Raw genomic sequence first — 15,228 nt, 5'->3', positions numbered from 1 at the left:
ACGCATGCCAGTGCTGGGTTATCGGTCATGGGGGACGGTCCTTTGGGGAACGGTAGGGTCTGGACGCAAGCGCCAGCGATTGATCGCTTCGCGCTCGTGGAACAACTCGCGGTAACGGCCGGGCACGGCCATCAACGCGTCATGGCGGCCGACCTGGGCCAATTGGCCGTGGTCGAGCAGCAGAATCTGGTCGGCATGGGGCGCCAGCGTCGGCTTGTGGGTGACCAGCACCACGGTGTGCTGGCGGGCCAGTTGCAACAGGGTGCGATTGACCCGGGCCTCGCTGATGGCGTCGAGGGCCACCGTCGGCTCATCCAGCAGGATCAGCGACGCGTCCTTGAGCAGCACCCGCGACAACGCCAGGCATTGGCGTTCGCCCCCGGACAGGCTCACGCCCTGATCTCCCAGCAGGGTCTGCCAGCCCTGGGGCAGGCGTTCGGCGAGGCGGTCCAGCCCCGTGGCGCGGGCGGCGTGCTGCCATTGCTCTTCGCGGGCGTCGGGGCGCCCCAGCAGCAGGTTGTCCAGCAGGCTGGCCGGCAATGGCGGGCTGTCCTGGAACATCAGGGCGACCTGGGTATCCCGGGCCAGTGCCGACTGTTGCCGCAGGTCGACACCACCCAGGCAGATCGCCCCGCTGCTGACATCGCTGAAGCGCGCCAACACGCGCAACAGGCTGGACTTGCCGGAGCCGGACGCGCCCACCACCAGGTTCAGCGAACGCTCTTGCAGCGTGAACGTGATGCCCTGCAACACCGGCTGCCCGTGGCGTACCAGGCCGACGTCTTGCACCTGCACGTCGAAACCTTTGGCAGATTGAGGCTCAAGCGGCTCAGGCAAACCCGGCATTTGCAGCAGATGGCGCAGGCGATTCAACGCGTGGCGGGTCTGGCGCAAGGTGGTACCGAGATTGACCAGCGCGCCCATCGGCTCCACCAGGCAGGTGGCGAGAATCGCCAGCGCGAGGAACTTCGCCGGGTCGAGGGTGCCACCCAACACGGCATACAGGCCGCCTAACAGAATGGCGCTGTAGCCGGCCTGCAACACCACGGCCAGGCCCAACGCAGCAGGAAAGGTTCGCCAGTGGGCGTGACGCTGGGCCTGTTGCTGCTGGGCCAGGGCCTCGGTGAGCAAGTCGAACCCTTGCCCGGTGCGCCCGCTGGAACGCAGCAACGGTTGCTGGCGCAGAAACTCCATCACCCGCGCTGCCGCTTCATTGGCTGCGGCTTCGCTCAGCGCTTCGGCCTGCCCGCCCCACCGCACGCCCCAGTGGTACACCAGCACCAACAAGGGCAACGCAGCCAGTGCGGCCAGCGCCATGGAGCGGTCGTAGAAAAACAGCGCCAGCAGCAGCGCCAGGGGCGTTAACAGCGCATTGGCCATGGGTTGCAGCAGGTGTGCCGGGGTGCTCATGATTTGCAGCACGGTGTGGGTCACCAGCCGATTCAGCTCCGCGCTGCGCCGTTCCACAAACCATTCCAGCGGCAGTTGCACCAGCTTTTCACCGATACGCCGGTTCAACGCCTGGGCCGCCTCGGCACCGGCGCTATAGCCCGCCAGTTGGGCATACCGGCGCAACCACAGGCACAGCACTGCCATGCCGGTGAAGCCAAGGGCCCAGGCCCAGGCCCAGGGCGTGGCGGTGCCGAACCATTGGGCAAAGGCCATCGGCAACAGGGCCAGTGCCGCGCCCTGGGCCAGCGCACTCAACGCCATTGCCATCAGCGCGCGCTGCACCAGGCCGGCTTCACGGGGTTGCAGGCTGCGTAACAGGGCGCGAATCATGCCCGTGCCCTCTTCAGCGCTGTCGCCGAGAACTGTTCGGCCGCCCATAGCCCGGCGTAGGCGCCCTGCTGGTCCAGCAAGCCATGATGGGTGCCGCGCTCGACAATCCGCCCGCCTTGCAGCACCACGATCTGGTCGGCGTCCTGGATGCTGCTCAAGCGGTGGGCGATCACCAGCACCGTGCGCCCACGGGCGAGGCGTGACAGGGCCTGCTGGATCGCGGCTTCGGATTCCGGGTCACTGGCGGCGGTGGCTTCATCGAGGATCAGGATCGGCGCTTCACTGAGCATGGCCCGGGCAATGACCAGGCGCTGCACTTCCCCGCCGGACAGTTGCACGCCGGCACCGAGCACCGTGTGATACCCCTTGGGCAACGCGAGGATGCGCTGGTGAATCTGCGCGGCCCGGGCGGCGGTTTCCACCTCGGGCAGCGTGGCTTCGGGGCGTGCCAGGCGCAGGTTGTCGAGGACGCTGGTGCGCAGCAGGCGCACGTCCTGGAACACAAAGGCGACCTGGCGGTACAGCGCCGCACTGTGCATGTCCCGCAGGTCGACGCCGCCGATGCGAATCGACCCGGCGCTCACGTCGGCAAAGCGTGCCAGCAAGGTGGCAAGGGTGGATTTGCCGGCACCCGAATCACCCACCAGGGCGGTCAGCGTGCCGGGTGGCAAATCCAGGTCAATGCCCTGCAGCACCTGGGTGCCATCGGGATAACCAAAGTCCACCCGCTCAAAGCTGACCTGCCGCCCTTGAGGTTCGCGAGACTCGCGGGGTTGCGGCAACGTCGCACTGTTCAGCACCGCAGCGATCCGGCTGGCGGCCATGCGGCCTTGCACCAGCGCGTCCGCACCATGCCCGAGGGCCGCGACCGGCGCCGCCAGCGCTGGGCCCAGCAACAGGAATGGCAGCAATTGCACCGGCAGCAGCCAGCCGCTCCCTACCAACAGCGCACCGCCCAGCAGCACCAGGGCCAACACCAGCAACGGCGAAAGCAGCACCTCGACACTCGCCCCAAGCCCGGCCCAGCGCTGGGCCCAGCAGGAAAAGAAACCGGCAAAACGTTCGACCGCCGCGAAAAACTTCGACTGCACCCGATCAGCCCGGCCGAACGACTTGACCATGGCGATGCTCTGCACGAACTGCTGGGTGGCCTGGGACAGGTTGCCCAGCGCCGCGCCGAGTGCTTTCTGGTCATCCCGATAAGCCCGGGAGCGCAACGCCCGCAGGCGCCATAGCGCAACCACCGGTGGCAGCAGCACCACAACGGTCATCGGCACACTCACCGTCAGCAGGTACAGCAGGCAGGCCAGTGGCGCCACCAGTGCGGCGGCGAGGTTGTTCGGCAGGTGCGCCACCAGTTGATGCAGGGCGCCTACATCATCGAGCAATACGCGGTCGACTTTTTGCCCGCCACGGGCACTGAACCAGGCCAGTGGCACCCGCGACAAATGCGCCGCCAGGCGCTGGCGAATCTGGCGTTGCAGGTCGCTGTCGGCCAAGTGGGTCATCTGCAAGGCCGCCGCCAACCCGAGCATGCGCAACAGCAAGGCGCCCGCGCCGGCCAGCAACCACCAGAACCCGTCCTGCAGGTCGAGCTTGCCCTCCAGCAACGACGGCGCCAGCTCCGCCACCGCGATCAACGGCAGCAAGCCGATCAAGGTCGCCAGGGCCTGCAGCAGCATGGCGCCGATCAGCCGGCCACGTACGGGGGCAAGCAGCGTGTGCAGCGGATTGTTATCAGCCACGGGCGGCACTTCCCTCAGGGGTTTTCGCCCCGAAATACAGCTGTTGGATGGCCTCCCGCAGGTGCTTGCGACTGACCTTGCCCACGCCGGTCTGCGGGAACCCCGGGATAAACTCGAAGCGGTCCGGCAGCTTGAAGGCGGCAAGCCCTTGCTCACGCAAATGGCGCAGCAGCTCCGGCGGGCGCGGTGCGGTGCCACGGGGAATCACGAAGGCGCAGGTGCGCTCGCCGAGGTAGGCGTCGGGCATCGCCACCAATGCCACATCGGCCACGGCGGGATGGCTGAGCAGGAGGTTTTCCACCTCTTCGGCGGCAATCTTTTCGCCGCCCCGGTTGATCACGTCCTTGTCACGACCTTCGACCATCAGGTAGCCGTCGGCGGTGAGCATCACCCGGTCACCGGTGCGGTAGAAACCGTCGGTGGTGAAGGCCTGGGCGTTGTGCGTCGGGTGGCGGTAGTAACCGCGAATCGTGTACGGGCCACGGGTGAGCAACTGGCCAACCTGGCCCTGGGGCACGTCCTGTTCGTTGTCGTCCACCACCCGGATTTCATCGGCCGGGGACAGCGGTTTGCCCTGGGTGTGCAAGGCCCGTTGCGGCGGGTCGTTGGGGTCGGTGTAGCAAATCAGCCCTTCGGCCATGCCGAACACTTGCTGCAGGCGGCAGCCGAGAGTGGGCTCCACACGCCGGGCTGCCTCGAAGCTCAGCTTGGCACCGCCCACCTGCAACAGTTGCAGGCCCGGCAAGCCCTGCCCCCGGGCCTGGGCAGCGTCCAGCCAGACCAGTACCAGTGGCGGCACCAATGCGGTGTGGGTCACGCGTTCCTGTTCGATCAGCGCAAAGCAGGTTTCGGCGCTGGGTGAGGGGCTCAAGACCACGCGGCCGCCCATCAGCAAGGTGCCCATAAACCCCGGGCAGCACATGGGAAAGTTGTGGGCCATCGGCAATGCGGCGAGGTACACCGTGGCCTCGGTCAGGCCGCAACGCTCGGCGCTGGCCCGTACGTTGTAGAGGTATTCGTGGTGGCGCCGAGGGATCAGTTTCGGCACGCCCGTAGAGCCGCCGGACAATTGGAAACAGGCCACTGCGTCGGCCGCCGGTGCGCAAAAGGATAGGTGTGGGGTGTCCAGATAGAGGTCTTCGAGTGCGGTGAACTCTTCGGCTTCGCCCGCCACAATCACCCACGCAAGATCCGCATGGGCAGCCTTCAAACCCCGCGCCATGGCGCGATAATCAAAGCCCGCCGTGACATCGGCGCACAGGTACGCCCTGGCCTGGGCAAACTCGCAGAAGCGGCCGATTTCCAGATGACGGTGGGCCGGCAAGGCGAAGATTGGCCGTACGCCAAGGCGATACAGAGCGAAGCACACTTCGACAAATCCCACGCAGTTCGGCAGTTGCACCACCACGTTGTCCCCCGCCACCAACCCCAGCCGGGACAACCCGTTGGCCAGTTGATCGACGCGTTGATCGAGTTGGCGATAGCTCACCCGCAGCGCTCCGTCGGTGATCGCTTCACGGTCGCCAAAGGCCTGGGCAGCGTTGCGCAGCAGATCGCCAAAGGTCTCGTCGCGCCAGTAGCCGGCGTCGCGGTAACGCTTCGCAAATGCCTGGGGCCAATCGGGGCAGTCATCGTTGAAAGTCATGGGGTCTCCAGAGTTTTTTTCGGCAATAAGGGGCCGTTGCCGTGAACAAAAGGCCTGCGGGGCAAGGGTGAAAAAGGCTAGGGAGAATGGGGCATTGAGCGGTTCATCCATGAGTCGCCAAGGGCTGCGGAAATGAGAGTGATTATTAATAGGCAAAAGCCGCAGCACGGCAACCGGCAGGACATTCGTTTGCGCGGCTTTTTCTTTTGATTGCGCAACAGCGCCGTTTTCAGCGGCTTGCAGCGATGAGACGGGATCGGTGCTTTTCGCTAAAGGATAATCATTCTTAATTACAGGTAAGAAATTTCCTGCTAGCGTATGGCCCTCTTTTCCGGTTCACAGGGAGTCCGCCATGCTCAGCCCTCACGCTGCGCCGCTACCGACCCAAAGGGATTTCACCCTCAATTTTCCCAACACCTTGAACACCGGTGCCGCTACCGTCGTGCCGGAAATCACTCTGTCCGCCGGGACGGTGTTGATGGACAGCCAGATGTGGATGCAGGAACCCCTGTGGCAGGGTTTGAAGATCATCCTGGTGCTCAGCGGCCAGCTCAATTGCCGGGTCGAAGGCCAGCAGGAAGTCGAGATTCGCGGGCCTACCCTGTGCGCCGTGGCCAACCAGGGTGAACATTGTGGCGACCACCTGTTCGCCAGTGGCGTGCCGGTGCGCTACACCACCGTGCAGCTGGATTTCCCGTCGATTCGCAGCGTCGGCCTCGAGCCGGAACGCCTGCTGGATAAACGCGGGGGTGGGCCGATGATGTTTTGCCAGCCCGCCAGCAAACCATTGCTGGCCCTCGCCCAACAGATTTTCACCTGCCCGTTGCAGGGCCCTGCCCGCTCCTTCTATCTGGGTGGCAAGGCGCTGGAACTGACGGCACTCGGGGTGGAAGGCATCCTCGCCCAAACCGAGTCGCGCCCGGTGCAGGAATCCCATTGCAATTCGGCCGATATCGAACGCATTCATGCGGCGCGCGACCTGTTGCTCGGTTCGCTGCAGGCTTCGCCGTCACTGGCCGAGTTGTCTCGCGCAGTCGGCCTTAACCCGCGCAAATTGACTGCGGGCTTTCGTCAGGTATTCGGCACCAGTGTCTACGTGTACTTGCAGGAACAGCGCCTGGCCGAAGCCTATCGGCTGCTGGCCAGTGGCGAGACCAATGTCTCCAGCGCAGCCTACCGCGTAGGTTACAGCCCGGCGCATTTCTCCACGGCGTTTCGCAAGCGCTTCGGGGTTTCGCCCAAGGCGTTGCGCTGAGGATTTTGTAAAAGTTCCTGCCCCGCCTCGCAAACGAAAGAAATGGTCGCTCGACCCAAAGCAATAGCCCTGCGTCATACCGCCTAGATGAGATAAGTTTGCATTCGCATTAAACACCTCATCATGGAGTGAAGCATGGGCACCCGCGTTCTGTACCGAGACACCCCAGGTTTGCCAGTCGATATCGCAGTCCCGCTCTTGAAGTCCAATCGCAAGCCCTTGGCAACCCTGATCCATGGCGTGGCCCTGGGCCTGTCGCTGACCCAGATGAGCCACGTGCTGGCCGCCGAGGCCGACACCGATCACGCCGTGGTGCTCGACAGCAGCGTGGTCACCGGCACCCAGGCCGACAGCCCTACCGGGCAACAGACCGGTTACGTGGCCAAGCGCAGCCTCAGCGGGACCAAGACCGACACGGCCCTGAATGAAATCCCTCAGTCGATTTCAGTGGTCACCCGTGACCAGATGGACGCGCAGCAGGTGCAATCGGTCAGCGAAGCGTTGCGCTACACCGCCGGCGTGCAAGCCAACACCACCGCCGCCAGCCAGCGCTTCGACAACCTCTCGATTCGCGGCTTTGACGTGACCAGCACCGGCATGCTGCGTGACGGTTTGCGCGGCACCACCACCCAGGCGTGGCCGAAAGCCGAAGCGTATGGCCTGGAACGCATCGACGTGCTCAAGGGCCCGGCCTCGGTGTTGTTCGGCCAGAACGCGCCGGGCGGCGTGGTCAACCAGATCAGCAAGCGGCCCCTGGACCAGCCGTTCCATGAAGTGCAGATCCAGGGCGGCAGCTTCGACCGTGCCCAGGGCCAGTTCGATTTCAGCGGGCCGCTGGATGACCAGGGCCAGTTCCTCTATCGCCTGGTGGGCCTGGAACGCAGCAGTGGCACCCAGTTCGATCACATCAAGGACGACAAGACCTTCATCGCACCGTCCTTTACCTGGCGACCGAATGACGACACCAGCCTGACCGTGCTGGCCGACTACACCGAGGATGAATTCGGCGCGCCACGGGTGTTTTTACCCACCGTGGGCACCCTCAAACCCAACCCGAATGGCAAGGTCAAACACAACGTCTTCCTCGACGAGCCTGGCCTGGACAATGGCCGCACCCAATACTCCCTGGGTTATTTGCTGGAACATCGCATCAACGATGTGTGGAGCCTGAACTCCAGCGCACGTTATGGCCACGTCAACCTGCTGACCAATACCGCCAGCGGCATGTCCCTGGCACCGGACCTGCGCACCTTGAACCGCGCCGCCTACCGTTTCCGCATCGTCGGCGACGTGTACTCCCTGGACAACAATGCCCAGGCCCGCTGGAACCTCGGCGAGGTGCAGATGCTGTCGCTGCTGGGGGTCGATTACCGGCGTACCCGTGAGGACTATTACCTCAACGCCGGCCGGGCGTCTTCGATCGACGTCTACAACCCGGTGCATGGCGGCGTGTTCGCACCGAACACGCCATTCGCCAGCACCTTGCAACGCGCCGACCAGACCGGGCTCTACGCCCAGCAACAGATGACGTTCAACGACCGCTGGGTACTGACCGTCGGCGGTCGCCAGGATCACTCCAGCGCACGCACCGACAACCGCCTGACCGACACCGGGCAGAAGCAGGACGACAACAAGTTCACCTACCGTGCGGGCCTGGTTTACCTGGCCGATAACGGCCTGTCGCCGTACATCAGCTACGCCACCTCGTTCGACCCCGTGCTGGGCACCGACTTCTACGGCACCACGTTCAAACCGAGCACCGCCAAACAGTCGGAAGTCGGCATCAAGTACCAGCCGCCCGGTATCGACAGCTACATCACCCTGTCGCTGTTCGACCTGACCCAGCAGAACGTCAAGACCACCGACCCCACCAACCCGCTCAATAGCGTGCAGACCGGTGAAGTCAACGTGCGCGGGGTGGAACTGGAGGGCAAGGCCAGCCTCGCCAAGGGCCTCGACCTGCTGGCGACCCTGACCTACAACGACGCCGAAGTCAGCAAGAGCAACAACCCGCTGGAAAAAGGCAACCGCCCCACCGACACCCCGGAAAAAATGGCGTCGTTATGGGCTGACTACACCCTGCCGTTCGGCCCGCTGACCGGGCTCGGATTTGGCGTCGGCGTGCGCTATATCGGCTCCACCGAAGCCGACGCCGCCAACACCTTGAGCGTGCCCTCCTACACCTTGCTCGACGCGGCGGTGCACTACGATTTCGACACGTTGATCCCGGCGGCCAAGGGCCTGCGCCTGGCAGTGAACGCCACCAACCTGACCGACAAGCACTATTACGAAGGCTGCTCCCTCTCCAGTTGCAGTGCCGGGTATGACCGCAGTGTCATCGCCAGCCTGCGTTATCGCTGGTAACCGCCATGCGTTGGTGGTGGCTTCGTGTGCATCGCTGGCTGGCGCTGAGCGTCGGCCTGTTGCTGGCGCTGATCGGCTTGAGTGGCGCGCTGCTGGAACTCAAGGGGCCGATCCTGCGCTGGGAAGTCGGCAGCCAGGCCCTGGACCTGGCCCCGGGTGAGCACGGCCCGGGGCTGGACGACGGGCAGTGGATCAGCGCGGCGATGAGCGCGTACCCGCAGTTCCAGAAAGTCTTTGGCGCCGCAAAGCCGCGCCAGGGCTTCCTCGAATCGGACAACGCGATTGTGTTCGGTGCGCTCAAGGATCGGCCCGGCATCGGCATCGCCATGATCGATCCCTACAGCGCCGAGCCTCGCGCGTTCTTTGTCTTCGATGACCTGTGGCTGGCAAAACTGGTGGCGTTGCACCGGGCACTCCTGTTGCCGCCGCCGCTTGGCGCCATCGCTCTGTTTGCCTGTGGCCTGGTGCTCCTGGGTTCGGTGGGCAGCGGCCTGTACCTGTGGTGGCCGGGGCGGCGCAGTTGGTGGAAAGCCGCCAGCCTGCGCCCCGGCAGCCAGGGCCAACGCCGGCTGCGGGAATGGCACAACGTCGCGGCAGCCTGGCTGTGCCTGCCATTGGCGGTGATTGCCGGCAGCGGCGCCTGGCTGGCCCGGCCCGACTGGTTTGTCGCCAACCCCCTCGCGCTCAAGCCGTTGTTCTCTGCGGCCCACGGGCACCTGCTGCTGGGGTTGCCCGGTGCGGCCCTGGCGTTTCTCTGCGGCCTGGCATTGCCGCTGCTCTATCTCACCGGGCTGTTGTTGTGGTGGCGCAAACGCGTCCGCCGCCTGCACCCCACCGTTCAAGGAAACCTTTGATGAAACACCTCCCGTTGTTGCAACGCAGCCTGCTGCTGGGCCTCGGCCTGTTGATGAGCGGCCTGGCCTGCGCCCACACCGTCACAGACCTGGCAGGTCGCAAGGTCGACGTGCCGGACAAGGTCTCGCATATCCTGCTGGGCGAAGGCCGGATGATCTACTCGTTGTCATTGCTGGAAGGCAAGAACCCGTTTACCCGCATCGCCGGCTGGCAAGGGGATTTTCGCGGGCTGGATGTGCAGGGTTACGCCGCCTTCCAGAAGCACTTTCCCGAAGCCGACAAGGTACCCCTGGTAGGCGGTACTTCTGCCGAGACCTTCAGCGTGGAAAAAGCCCTGGCGGTGCACCCGGACCTGGCGATCATGGCCTTGAGCGGCGGCCATGGCCCGAGCCCCGACAGTGAAGCGGTCAAGCAGTTGGAAGCGGCCGGCGTGGCGGTGATCTTCGTCGACTTCAGCGACCATCCGTTGAGCAACACCGTGCCGAGCATGCGCCTGCTGGGCCAGGCCCTGGACCGTAATCAGCAGGCCGAGGACTACATCGCGTTTTACCAGGCCGCGCTGGCGAAGGTCACCGACACCCTGGCCAAGGCCGGGACGGTAAAACGGCCGAAGATCTTTATCGACATGCTGGCCGGCCTGCAGGATTGCTGCGGTTCACCGGGCACCGGCAACTTCGGGGAAATGATCAAGCTCGCCGGCGGCCAGAACATTGCCGACGGGCGCATTCCCGGCCCGATCGGCACGCTGAACGCCGAGTACATCCTGTCCAGTGACCCGGATGTGTACGTCGCCACCGGCGTGTTCGGCCACGGCCAGGGCGGCGTGACCCTCGGTTATTCGGCCACGCCGCAGCAGGCCAACGACAGCCTCAGGCAAGTGGCCCATCGCGCGCCGCTGAATGAACTGCGGGCGGTGCGCGAAGGCAATGTGCATGGCCTGTGGCATATCTTCTACGACTCGCCGGAGCACCTGATCGCGGTGCAGGCCCTGGCCAAGTGGCTGCACCCGGACCTGTTCGCCGACCTTGATCCGGAAAAGACCCGGGCCGAACTGTACCGGCGCTTTATGCCGATCCCGGCCAGCGGCGTGTTCACCACGAGCCTCGTGCCGTGACGCAGGTGCAGGCCTGTGAAAGTGCCAATAACGCAGGTGAGCGCTATCGCCATCGCCATGGACGGCGGGTGTTGCTGCTGTCGGCACTGGCGTTGGCGCTGGTGGTTTCCCTGGCGGTGGACATCACCACCGGCCCTTCCGGCATGAGCCTGACGCGCCTGCTGCAGGTGCTGTGGGACCCGGCCTCCATGCCTCGGGTGGAAGCGGTGATCGTATGGAACGTACGCCTGCCCTACGCGCTGATGGCGGTGCTGGTGGGCGCGGCCCTGGCGCTGGCGGGGGCGGAAATGCAGACGGTGCTGGATAACCCGCTGGCCAGCCCGTTCACCCTCGGTGTTTCGGCGGCGGCAGCCTTTGGGGCGGCCCTGGCCATTGTGCTGGGGCTGGGCATTCCTGGCGTGCCGGCGCAGTACCTGATTTCGGCCAACGCTTTTCTGTTCGCCCTGGCCTCGGTGGCGCTGTTGTACCTGTTGGCACGCTGGCGTGGGTTTGGCGTAGAAAGCCTGGTGCTGTTCGGGATTGCCCTGGTGTTTGCGTTCAACGCGCTGGTGGCGCTGCTGCAGTTTGTGGCGAGCCAGGACAGCCTTCAGCAACTGGTGTTCTGGACCCTGGGCAGCCTGGCCCGGGCATCCTGGGAAAAGCTCGCGATTCTCGCCGCCGCGTTGCTGCTGTGCCTGCCGTTTTCCCTGCGTCAGAGCTGGGCGTTGACCGCCCTGACCCTGGGAGAAGAGCGCGCCCGCAGCTTCGGGATTGATGTGGGCCGCCTGCGGGTGCTGTCGCTGCTGCGCATCAGCCTGCTGTCGGCACTGGCGGTGTCGTTTGTCGGCACCATCGGTTTTATCGGGCTGATTGCCCCGCATATCGCGCGGCTGCTGGTGGGGGAAGATCATCGCTTGTTTTTGCCTGCCAGCGTGCTCAGTGGCGGCTTGATCCTGTCGATGGCGTCGATCGCCAGCAAGGCGCTGATGCCCGGCGTGCTGATCCCCGTGGGGATTGTCACCGCGCTGGTGGGGATTCCGTTTTTCATGGCGATTGTGATGCGTAACCGCCGAGGTGTTCTGTGACCGGACTAAGCACACGTGAGTTGAGCATGCACTACGGCAGCCGCAGTGTGCTCCACGACATCCACCTGCCGGCCCTGCTGCCTGGCAGCATCACCGCGCTGATCGGCCCCAACGCCGCCGGCAAGTCGACCTTGTTGCGGGGTATCGCCGGGCTGCACAAGGCCCGTGGCCAGATCTGGCTGGACGGCACCGACCTCAACCGCCTGCCGCAAGTCGAGCGCGCGCAACAGGTGGTGTACCTGCCCCAGAGCCTGCCGGAACGCACGCGCTTGTGCGCCTTCGAAGCGGTGTTGAGTGCGGCCATGGCCGGGCACCGTGGCGCCGGTTTTGCGCCAGGGCGACCGAGCCCGGCGGTGCTCAAGGGCGTTGAAAAAATCCTCGCCGACCTCGACCTGACCGCCCTTGCCGACCGCCCGATCGATGCGCTTTCCGGTGGCCAGCGCCAACTCGTGGGGCTGGCCCAGGCCCTGGTGCGTCAGCCTAAAGTGCTGCTGTTGGACGAACCCACCAGCGCCCTCGACCTGTATCACCAGTGCCAAGTGGTGGAAGCCATCACCCAGGCGACGCGCGAACTCAACCTGATCACCCTGGTGGTGGTGCACGACATCAACCTCGCCCTGGGCTTCAGTGACCAGGTGGTGGTGTTGCACAATGGCCAACTGGCCGCTGCCGGGCCACCGCAAGCGGTGATCAACCAGGCGTTGCTCAAAGACGTCTATGGTGTGAGTGGCCGCCTTGAACAGGTGCATGGCCGCCCGCTGGTGATGGTCGACGCACGACTGCCCTTTTCCCCTGCCCTTGGATAACCCATGAACAGCTCCCAAGACGCTGCACTTGCGACGTTGCACACTGACCGCCCGTTCAACCTGCGCCCGCTGCTGTTGGCCAACATGGCCTGCACCATGGCGATGATGGCGTTTGTTTCGCTGATTGGTCCGATCGCACGGATTCTCGGCCTGGCCACCTGGCAGGCGGGCGCGGCGGTCACCGTGTCCGGGGTGATCTGGATGCTCCTGGCCCGCCCGTGGGGCCAGGCCAGTGACCGCCTCGGCCGACGCCGCGTGCTGTTGCTCGGCACCGGCGGTTTTACCCTGGCGTACTGGGCGCTCTGCGTATTTATCGATGCGTCACTGCAGCTGCTGCCGTCGGCCATGCTGGCGTTTATCGGGCTGATTCTGGGGCGCGGCCTGATCGGCGTGTTCTACGCCGCGATTCCGGTGGGCGGGTATGCGCTGGTGGCCGACAACATCGAGCCCGAGCACCGGGCCAAGGCCATGGCCTCTCTGGGCGCGGCCAACGCCTGCGGCCTGGTGCTGGGCCCGGCGATTGCCGCGCTGTTGGCGCGTCACAGCCTGAGCCTGCCGTTTTACGTGATGGCGGTGCTGCCCATGCTGGGCTTTCTGGTGCTGCTGGCCAAACTGCCACGCCAGGAGTTACACCTCAAGCAGCCGCCCAAGCCGGTCAACCTGTCGGACCCACGGCTGCGTCGCCCGCTGGTGGTGGCGTTTGTCGCGATGCTGTGTGTGTCGATTGCACAGATAACCGTGGGCTTTTTCGCGCTGGACCGCCTGAAGATGAACCCGGCCGATGCCGCACAGACCGCCGGCATTGCCCTGACCATGGTCGGGCTGGCGCTGATCTGCTCGCAACTGCTGGTGCGCAAACTGGAGTGGCCGCCGCTGCGGATGATTCGCGTGGGCGCCGTGGTGTCGGCCCTGGGCTTTGCCGGCAGCCTGTTCGCCGACACGGCCTGGATCCTGTGGTTGTGCTTCTTTGTGTCTGCCGCCGGCATGGGTTGGATCTTCCCGTCCTTTGCGGCATTGGCGGCGAATGCCGTGGATGCCTCGGAACAGGGCGCCACGGCCGGCTCGGTGGGTGCAGCCCAAGGCCTGGGCGTGGTGGTCGGGCCGCTGGCCGGGACCTTGATCTACGCGGTCGAGCCGCGCCTGCCCTATCTGGTGGCGGCCGCGCTGCTGCTGTTGATCGCGTGCTGGCCGGCTGCACGGCAACCGGCCTGAGGCTTACAGAATGCGGTAGAGCAACCGCTCGATTCGCACCCGGCTGACCCGACGCAGAAACTTGCCGACGGCCGCCGGGTACTCCACCAGGGTTTCCAGTTGCTGGTAGCGTTCGATACGCGAGGTGTGCTGGAAAATCTGCGCCAGTTCAGTACGCCGAGGCACCACCCATTCACCCTTGGGATCGTCAATCAGCAAGGCGTTTTCCAGGTCGAGGCGAAACGCGCGCGGGTTGATGTTGTTGCCGGTCAGCAACGTATAGCGCTGGTCGACCCACATGCCCTTGAGGTGGTAGGTGTTGTCGCCGTCGCGCCACAGGTGCAGGTTCAACTGGCCGCTGTCGATCATGCGCTGGTGGCGCTTGGCAAAGCGTCGCAGGCTGATTTCATAGAGATACGGCAACGCGGCGATAACCTTGAACGGCTCGCTCGGCGGGATGTAGAAGTCGTTGGCGGTCTTGTCGCCGACAATGATGTCGATCTTCACCCCGCGCGCCAGGGCGCGGTTGATTTCCCGCGTCACCGGCAGCGGCAGGTTGAAGTACGGCGTGCAGATGGTCAGCTGGTGCTGGGCGCTCGCGATCAGCTCGCAGATCACCCGGCTCAGGGGGTTGTTCTTGCACACGCCCAGCAAGGGGCTGACCGACAGGTTGCCGTTGGGCAACTGCCCCGCCGTGGTGTCGTACACCGCGTGTTTGAGGCGGCTGCGCAGGTCGCCGATGTCGTTGCGCAGGCTGCGGGTGGTCGGCGGGTTGGGCAGGTCCAGGCGATGCACCGCCTTGGCGGCGACCAGGCCGTGTTCCACCAGGTGCTGCATCGAGTCGGCCAGGGCCTTGTTGTGGATCAGGTGGTAGCGGTCATAACGGTATTTGTCGAACTTGTGAAGGTACACGTTGTTCAGGCTGGCGCCGCTGTACAGCACGCTGTCGTCGATCACAAAGCCCTTGAGGTGCAGCACGCCGAACAGTTCGCGGGTTTGCACCGGCACGCCGTACACCGGCACTTCGGTGCTGTGGGACTGGGTCATGGCCTGGTACCAGGCACTGTTGCCCGGTTGCTTGCCGGCCCCGATCAGGCCGCGCTGGGCACGCAGCGAGTCAACCACCACCACGATGTCCAGTCCGGGCCGCCGGGCCTTGGCAGCGTGCAATGCGTCGTAGATCTCTTGCCCGGCTTCATCCTGCTGCAGGTACAGCGCCACGATGTAGATACGCTGGGTGGCCTGGGAAATTTTCTCCAGCAGGCAGCGGCGGTATTCGGCCGCGCCGGACAGCACGTCGATCGCCTCGGGTGTGAGGGGAAAACCGCGCAGCTTGGGCAACAGGGAGCGTTTGAATAACGACGGCATAGGGCTCGCAATGGGTCGAATCCGAAGGACTCGAGAGCT

Annotated in this window: 11 protein-coding genes; 7 read left to right on the top strand and 4 right to left on the bottom strand. The window is 65.0% G+C overall.

The genetic code is table 11. The features are described from left to right. Positions 1–18: 18 nt before the first annotated feature. From JFV30_RS11955 to JFV30_RS11945, 3 genes are read right to left on the bottom strand one after another with little or no spacing between them, the layout of a single operon-like run. Positions 19–1,782 carry an ABC transporter ATP-binding protein gene (locus JFV30_RS11955; RefSeq protein WP_201123896.1) on the bottom strand — a complete coding sequence of 588 codons (1,764 nt, stop codon included), beginning with the start codon at positions 1,780–1,782 and terminating at the stop codon, positions 19–21. Continuing rightward, positions 1,779–3,527 carry an ATP-binding cassette domain-containing protein gene (locus JFV30_RS11950; protein ID WP_201123893.1) on the bottom strand — a complete coding sequence of 583 codons (1,749 nt, stop codon included), beginning with the start codon at positions 3,525–3,527 and terminating at the stop codon, positions 1,779–1,781. Before JFV30_RS11950 ends, JFV30_RS11955 begins: the two co-directional genes overlap by 4 nt. After that, positions 3,520–5,172, bottom strand: coding sequence for a (2,3-dihydroxybenzoyl)adenylate synthase (locus JFV30_RS11945; RefSeq protein ID WP_201123890.1), 1,653 nt, complete (start codon positions 5,170–5,172; stop codon positions 3,520–3,522). Before JFV30_RS11945 ends, JFV30_RS11950 begins: the two co-directional genes overlap by 8 nt. Positions 5,173–5,524: 352 nt before the next feature. On the opposite strand from JFV30_RS11945, the gene JFV30_RS11940 reads away from it, so the two are divergent. From JFV30_RS11940 to JFV30_RS11910, 7 genes are all read left to right on the top strand, one after another. Then, positions 5,525–6,427: an AraC family transcriptional regulator gene (locus JFV30_RS11940; RefSeq protein WP_010169525.1), complete on the top strand. Its 903-nt coding sequence runs from the start codon at positions 5,525–5,527 to the stop codon at positions 6,425–6,427. 135 nt (positions 6,428–6,562) lie between these two features. Next, positions 6,563–8,791, top strand: coding sequence for a TonB-dependent siderophore receptor (locus tag JFV30_RS11935; protein ID WP_010169527.1), 2,229 nt, complete (start codon positions 6,563–6,565; stop codon positions 8,789–8,791). Positions 8,792–8,796: 5 nt separating this feature from the next. Continuing rightward, positions 8,797–9,645 carry a PepSY-associated TM helix domain-containing protein gene (locus JFV30_RS11930; RefSeq protein ID WP_201123886.1) on the top strand — a complete coding sequence of 283 codons (849 nt, stop codon included), beginning with the start codon at positions 8,797–8,799 and terminating at the stop codon, positions 9,643–9,645. After that, the gene (locus JFV30_RS11925; protein WP_201123883.1) at positions 9,645–10,760 is read left to right on the top strand and encodes an ABC transporter substrate-binding protein; all 1,116 of its coding nucleotides are present in this window, start codon (positions 9,645–9,647) and stop codon (positions 10,758–10,760) included. Before JFV30_RS11930 ends, JFV30_RS11925 begins: the two co-directional genes overlap by 1 nt. Then, positions 10,757–11,824, top strand: a complete 1,068-nt coding sequence (locus JFV30_RS11920) for a FecCD family ABC transporter permease (protein WP_446739852.1) — start codon at positions 10,757–10,759, stop codon at positions 11,822–11,824. The genes JFV30_RS11925 and JFV30_RS11920 overlap by 4 nt, the downstream gene beginning before the upstream one ends. Positions 11,825–11,850: 26 nt before the next feature. After that, complete coding sequence (locus JFV30_RS11915; protein ID WP_201123881.1) at positions 11,851–12,630, top strand: ABC transporter ATP-binding protein; 780 nt, start codon at positions 11,851–11,853, stop codon at positions 12,628–12,630. A 3-nt stretch (positions 12,631–12,633) separates the two neighbouring features. Beyond that, the gene (locus tag JFV30_RS11910; RefSeq protein WP_201123878.1) at positions 12,634–13,842 is read left to right on the top strand and encodes an MFS transporter; all 1,209 of its coding nucleotides are present in this window, start codon (positions 12,634–12,636) and stop codon (positions 13,840–13,842) included. Between the two features lie 3 nt (positions 13,843–13,845). On the opposite strand, the gene pssA is transcribed toward JFV30_RS11910, so the two are convergent. Continuing rightward, positions 13,846–15,189 carry a CDP-diacylglycerol--serine O-phosphatidyltransferase gene (gene pssA, locus JFV30_RS11905; protein ID WP_010169536.1) on the bottom strand — a complete coding sequence of 448 codons (1,344 nt, stop codon included), beginning with the start codon at positions 15,187–15,189 and terminating at the stop codon, positions 13,846–13,848. Between the last annotated feature and the right edge of the window lie 39 nt (positions 15,190–15,228).

Origin of the sequence: Pseudomonas sp. TH32 (assembly GCF_016650855.1) — a bacterium.
Classification (GTDB): Bacteria; Pseudomonadota; Gammaproteobacteria; order Pseudomonadales; family Pseudomonadaceae; genus Aquipseudomonas.
This window is presented reverse-complemented; position numbering and strand designations above follow the sequence as displayed.

Excerpts from the sequence above, each read along its gene's own strand:
- JFV30_RS11955 (WP_201123896.1), bottom strand. The coding sequence starts at position 1,782 with ATGATTCGCGCCCTGTTACGCAGCCTGCAACCCCGTGAAGCCGGCCTG.
- JFV30_RS11945 (WP_201123890.1), bottom strand. The coding sequence starts at position 5,172 with ATGACTTTCAACGATGACTGCCCCGATTGGCCCCAGGCATTTGCGAAG.
- JFV30_RS11940 (WP_010169525.1), top strand. The coding sequence starts at position 5,525 with ATGCTCAGCCCTCACGCTGCGCCGCTACCGACCCAAAGGGATTTCACC.
- JFV30_RS11935 (WP_010169527.1), top strand. The coding sequence starts at position 6,563 with ATGGGCACCCGCGTTCTGTACCGAGACACCCCAGGTTTGCCAGTCGAT.
- JFV30_RS11930 (WP_201123886.1), top strand. The coding sequence starts at position 8,797 with ATGCGTTGGTGGTGGCTTCGTGTGCATCGCTGGCTGGCGCTGAGCGTC.
- JFV30_RS11925 (WP_201123883.1), top strand. The coding sequence starts at position 9,645 with ATGAAACACCTCCCGTTGTTGCAACGCAGCCTGCTGCTGGGCCTCGGC.
- JFV30_RS11915 (WP_201123881.1), top strand. The coding sequence starts at position 11,851 with ATGCACTACGGCAGCCGCAGTGTGCTCCACGACATCCACCTGCCGGCC.
- JFV30_RS11910 (WP_201123878.1), top strand. The coding sequence starts at position 12,634 with ATGAACAGCTCCCAAGACGCTGCACTTGCGACGTTGCACACTGACCGC.
- pssA (WP_010169536.1), bottom strand. The coding sequence starts at position 15,189 with ATGCCGTCGTTATTCAAACGCTCCCTGTTGCCCAAGCTGCGCGGTTTT.